Here is a 5,013-nt window from a genome sequence, read left to right on the forward strand (position 1 = left end):
ATCGGCGTGAACCACGGCGCCGTGCAGGCGGCTGCCCGGGTGAACCAGGATGATGTTGTTGACGACAGTGATGGACGCGCCCATCTTCTGCAGTTCCGGCACGTGCCGGGTCCGCTTCGGATAGATCGGATCGATGATGACCCCTTCCCCGGTCTTGGCCGTCAGCAAAAGCGGCGTGATCGGCTGCTGCAGGTCAGTGGCAAAGCCCGGATAGGTCCCGGTCTTGACCTGGACCATCTGCAGGTCCCCGGCTGGGTAGACAAAGAGCGAGTCTTCATCGGTATCGATCACCACGCCCATTTCCTCGACCTTGGCCAAAAAGGCGTCCAGGTGCTCAGCAATGATGTTGTGGATGCGGATCCCGTTGCCGATGCAGGCAGCCATGGAAATGTAGGTGCCGGCTTCGATCCGGTCAGGGATGATCGTGTGCGGCACCTTGGCTTCCAGCCGGTCGACCCCGTCGATTCTGATCGTATCGGTGCCGGCCCCGCGGATCTTGGCGCCCATGTTGTTCAAGAAAGTCGCCAAGTCGATGATTTCCGGCTCTTTGGCCGCGTTTTCAATCACCGTCCGGCCGCTGGCCGTGACTGAGGCCATGATGATGTTCATCGTTGCCCCAACTGAAGCCATCTTCAAGTGAATCTGGGCCCCTTTCAACCCTTCATCAGGCGCGGTAATTACAATCTGCTCATTTTCATATCTAACGTCGGCGCCGAGCGACTGAAAACCCATAATATGCTGGTCAATCGGCCGCGGGCCAATGTCGTCGCCACCAGGAAAACCTACAACAGCCTTGCCAAAACGGCCGAGCAGGGCGCCCATAAAGTAGTATGAGGCGCGCAAGCTCTTAATCTTCCCAGCTGGCAGGGGACTCATCTTGATTTCGGTTGGGTCAATTTGCAGGGTCGTTTCACGAAAGTCGCAGTGCACGTCCATTTCGCTCAACAGGTCCATCAGATTGTCAACGTCGGCGATCCGCGGAACGGATTCCAAGGTCACCGGGGTTCTTGACAGAATCGAGGCTGGAATCAACGCCACCGTCGAGTTTTTCGCCCCACCGATCCAGATGTCACCTTGCAGGGGTTTCCCTCCGTGAATTATCATTTGCTTCATTTGGGAAAGTAGTCCTTTTCTTTTGTCAAATTATCATAATAATGTTAATAGATCTTCGTCAAAAAAACAAGAGAAGAGGCTTCTCTTCTCTTGTCACTATCTTTTATTATCGTACAAAATTTAGAACTTGTCGACCTGCAAACCGCTCGCTGCCCCAATAAAGCCCTTGAACAAACCTTCTGGCCGGTTCGGACGGCTCAGGAATTCTGGGTGATACTGAGCAGCCACGAAGAATTTCTTGTCGGTGATTTCCACGATTTCAACCAGGTGGTTGTCCGGGGAAACGCCGCTGAAGGTCATGCCGGCCTTTTCAAAGGCTTCCCGGTACTTGTTGTTGAACTCGTAACGGTGACGGTGACGTTCCTGGATCACTTCCTGGCCATCGTAGCATTCCCGGGTCTTGGTGCCGGCCTTCAGCATGGCTGGGTACAGGCCCAGGCGCAAAGTGCCGCCGATCTTTTCCTGGTCGCGCTGGTCGGCCATCAAGTCGATGATGTTGTTCTTGCAGTTTGGTTCTGCTTCAGCTGAGTTGGCATCTTCCAGGTGCAGGACGTTGCGGGCAAATTCTACGCTGGCCATCTGCATCCCCAGGCAGATCCCCAGGAAAGGAATATCGTGTTCGCGGGCATACTTGATGGAAGTAATCATCCCTTCCAGGCCCCGGGTGCCGAAACCGCCAGGCACGATCAAGCCCTGGGTGTCCTTCAGCAGGTCAGCCACGTTGTCTTCAGTGATGTCTTCAGCCTGGATCTTGTTGACCTCGATCTTGCTGTTGTACAGGTAGCCGGCGTGCTGCAGGGCGTCGGTTACGGAAATGTAGGCGTCTTCCAGTTCGACGTACTTGCCGACCAGGGTGATCTTGGTCTTGTGCTTCAGGTTCTTGGCCCGTTCGTCCATCCGGCGCCATTCGTCCATGTCGGCAACCGGCTTCGGGCTGTCGATGTGGAGGAAGTCAACGACCTTCTGGTCAACGCCTTGTTCCTGGTAGGACAGCGGCACGTCAAACAAGGACGGCGCGTCCAGGGATTCCACGATGTAGTCCACCGGAACGTCGGTGAAAGTGGAGATCTTGTCCTTCATTTCCTGCGGCACTGGCATTTCTGACCGCAGAACCAGCATGTTCGGCTGAATCCCGATTGACCGCAGCATGGAAACTGACTGCTGGGTCGGCTTGCTCTTCAGTTCCTTGGCTGCCCGCAGGTAAGGAACGAAAGTCACGTGCACGTACATGACGTTTTCAGAGCCAACTTCCCGGCGCATCTGCCGGATGGCTTCCATGAACGGAGTTGATTCCATGTCCCCGACAGTACCGCCGATTTCTGAGATAACGACGTCAGTGTCGGTCATTTGAGCCGCCCGCATGACCTTTTCCTTGATCATGTTGGTCACGTGCGGAATCACTTGGACCGTGCCGCCGTGGTAGTCGCCGCGCCGTTCGCGCTGCAGGACTTCCTGGTAGATCTTACCGGTCGTGACGTTGGAGTACTTGCTGGTTCTGACGTCAACCAATCTTTCATAGTGGCCCAAGTCAAGGTCAGCTTCAGTACCGTCATCGGTCACGAAGACTTCGCCGTGTTGGTAAGGGTTCATCGTGCCTGGGTCGATGTTGATGTATGGGTCAAACTTTTGCATGGTAACTTTCAAGCCGCGGTTCTTCAGCAAGCGACCAATGCTTGATGCAGTAATCCCTTTCCCCAGTGATGATACAACGCCGCCAGTCACAAAGATATATTTGGTCATTGAGCTCTCCTTTGAAAAATAATAAAAAAGCTCCCTTTAATTCAGGGAGCTAAACGCACATAGGGTGCCCAAGCAAAATAATAACGATTTTTCAACCGCAAGTCAAGGACTAAATCCTATTCTTCGTCCTCATCGTCATCCAGGTCATCGTCGTCCATTTGCGACAGCTGGCCTTCGATGCCGTCTGGCAATGAGTCGTCGTCTTCATCGTCTTCGTTGTCGTCGTAATCGTCATCGTAGTCGTAATCGTCACCGGAGTTGTCGTCGTCGTCATCATCGTCATTGTCGCTGTCATCGGACAAGTCTTCGTCTTCCGGGTCGTCGTTTTCGTAGTCGATCACGTCGTCGCCTTCGGTAGTGGCCAAGAAGGCGTTGACCTTCTTGTGGTGCTTGCGGGTAGATGCTTCGTCGCCATCGTCTTCCGGGTGGTCGACTTCTTCATCGACGGCTTCAAACTTGAACCAGGTCCGCAGAGCCCAGACATTTTCACCCATGGAAATGAAGCGGCCATCGGTGTTCATGTCCGTGTAAAATTGTGGCAAGCGCTGCCGAATTTCTTCATCGCTCTTGTTCAGGTACTTTTGCACTTCGTTGACGATATCGGCAAAAGCCATTCTTTCGCCACGGTCTTCCAAAATTGCGTGCGCAACTTCAATCATTGACAATTCGTTGCGATCCACGTCTTTAAAATCAGCTAATCCCACAGTTGAACGTCCTCTCTATTCAATCTTGTCTATTTTACACGTCATTTAAGCAAAAATCAATGAGACGGCATAACTACCAATTAAGTCTACACCACTAAAGAGGTCATATTCAACTTCAAGTTGCCGGCCAGAAGCAATTTCTTTGAATTCCAGCCGCTTGGTTTCAGACAAAAGGTCCAGTTGCCGGCCCTCAACAACGTACTTGCAGCGGCCTTTTTCACCCAAAACGAAGTGCATCTGGGAAAAATTGCCGCGGTCTTCGCCCCGCCGGATCAAAAGCTCCTGCTCTTTCAGCAGCATCTTGACCGGAACATGCTCTGCCTCGTAAAAAATTCTTTTAACCGCGCCGTCTTCCCGCAGCTCGCCTTCTGCCTGCTGGCAGATGGTCTCCGTCTGCCCTTCCTGGGTGATCCGGCTCGTCAAATCAATCTTAATCTTGCTCATGCTCTAAAAAAATTAGTCTCCTTACAATGGCCGTTGACGCAGCCTCTAGCAACTTTTGCTATAATTTTTATAGCTTAGCTAAACATATCTTACTATGTTTTGGCAAAAATAAAAAACAATAAGAATGGAGGATCTACTTTTGACTAAATTTGAAAGCCCTAAATTGGCCCACGAAGTCGTCGTCCGTGACCCCGTGCACGGCTACATCCACCTTGACACCCAAGTAGCCCTGGACGTCGTGCGTTCCAGGGAATTCCAGCGCATGCGGCGGATCAAGCAGCTCGGGCCGACCGCCTTTGTCTTCCCCGGAGCCACTCATACCCGCTTTGAGCACAACCTGGGCGTCTACGAGCTGGCCCGCCGGATCAGCAACCTGTTCACTGACAAGTATCCCAGTCAAAAAGCCGGCGACGGCCTCTGGGACCCGGGCGAAAACCTGCTCGTGCAGATGGCGGGCCTGCTGCATGACATCGGCCACGGCCCTTACTCGCACACTTTTGAGCACCTTTTCGGCACCAACCACGAACAGATCGGCCAGCAGATCATTTTGGATCCTTCAACCGAGGTCAACCAAGCCTTGAGCAAGGTGGACCCGGACTTTCCAAAGGCAGTGGCCAGCGTTATTGCCAAGACTTATCCCAACCCCCAGGTGGTCAAGCTCATCTCCAGCCAGGCCGATGCCGACCGGATGGACTACCTTTTGCGGGATGCCTACTTCACGGGCGCTTCCTACGGGGAATTCGACCTGTCGCGAATTTTGCGGGTCATCCGTCCTTACAAGGAGGGGGTCTGCTTTACGGCCAACGGGATGCATGCCGTTGAAGACTACATCGTCTCGCGCTACCAAATGTACCAGCAGATCTACTACCACCGGGTCAACCGGTCCATGGAAGTTATCCTGCACCACCTTTTGCAGCGGGCCCAGCACCTCTACCAGGAAAAAGAGCTGCCGGTAACGCCGAGTCTGGCCCGTTTTCTGGCCGGAAACTGGCAGCTGCAGGATTATCTGAAG

5 protein-coding genes are annotated in these 5,013 nt (G+C 53.4%); 1 reads left to right on the plus strand and 4 read right to left on the minus strand.

All coding sequences use genetic code 11. From position 1 onward, the window contains the following. The 4 genes from murA to lacNas_RS04905 all read right to left on the minus strand — a co-directional run. On the minus strand, positions 1-1,113 hold a 1,113-nt coding region (gene murA, locus lacNas_RS04890), incomplete at its 3' end, for a UDP-N-acetylglucosamine 1-carboxyvinyltransferase (RefSeq protein ID WP_201335846.1). A gap of 120 nt (positions 1,114-1,233) precedes the next feature. Beyond that, a complete protein-coding gene (pyrG, locus tag lacNas_RS04895) occupies positions 1,234-2,853 on the minus strand; it encodes a CTP synthase (protein WP_201330801.1) in 1,620 nt (539 codons plus the stop codon). A gap of 116 nt (positions 2,854-2,969) precedes the next feature. Beyond that, positions 2,970-3,557 (minus strand): DNA-directed RNA polymerase subunit delta, encoded by a 588-nt coding sequence (gene rpoE, locus lacNas_RS04900; protein ID WP_201330802.1) that lies wholly within the window; start codon positions 3,555-3,557, stop codon positions 2,970-2,972. 45 nt (positions 3,558-3,602) lie between these two features. Continuing rightward, on the minus strand, positions 3,603-4,001 hold the full coding sequence (locus lacNas_RS04905; protein ID WP_201330803.1) for a YwiB family protein: 399 nt from the start codon (positions 3,999-4,001) through the stop codon (positions 3,603-3,605). Between the two features lie 139 nt (positions 4,002-4,140). Between lacNas_RS04905 and lacNas_RS04910 the strand changes: the two genes are divergently transcribed. Beyond that, the coding region (locus lacNas_RS04910) for an HD domain-containing protein (protein WP_201346652.1) at positions 4,141-5,013 on the plus strand (873 nt) is incomplete at its 3' end.

The sequence above is a fragment of the Lactobacillus nasalidis genome (assembly GCF_016587775.1).
GTDB lineage: Bacteria > Bacillota > Bacilli > Lactobacillales > Lactobacillaceae > Lactobacillus > Lactobacillus nasalidis.

What these genes read in the sequence shown, in the direction of transcription:
- pyrG (WP_201330801.1), bottom strand. Translation starts at nt 2,853, where the DNA reads ATGACCAAATATATCTTTGTGACTGGCGGCGTTGTATCATCACTGGGG.
- lacNas_RS04905 (WP_201330803.1), bottom strand. Translation starts at nt 4,001, where the DNA reads ATGAGCAAGATTAAGATTGATTTGACGAGCCGGATCACCCAGGAAGGG.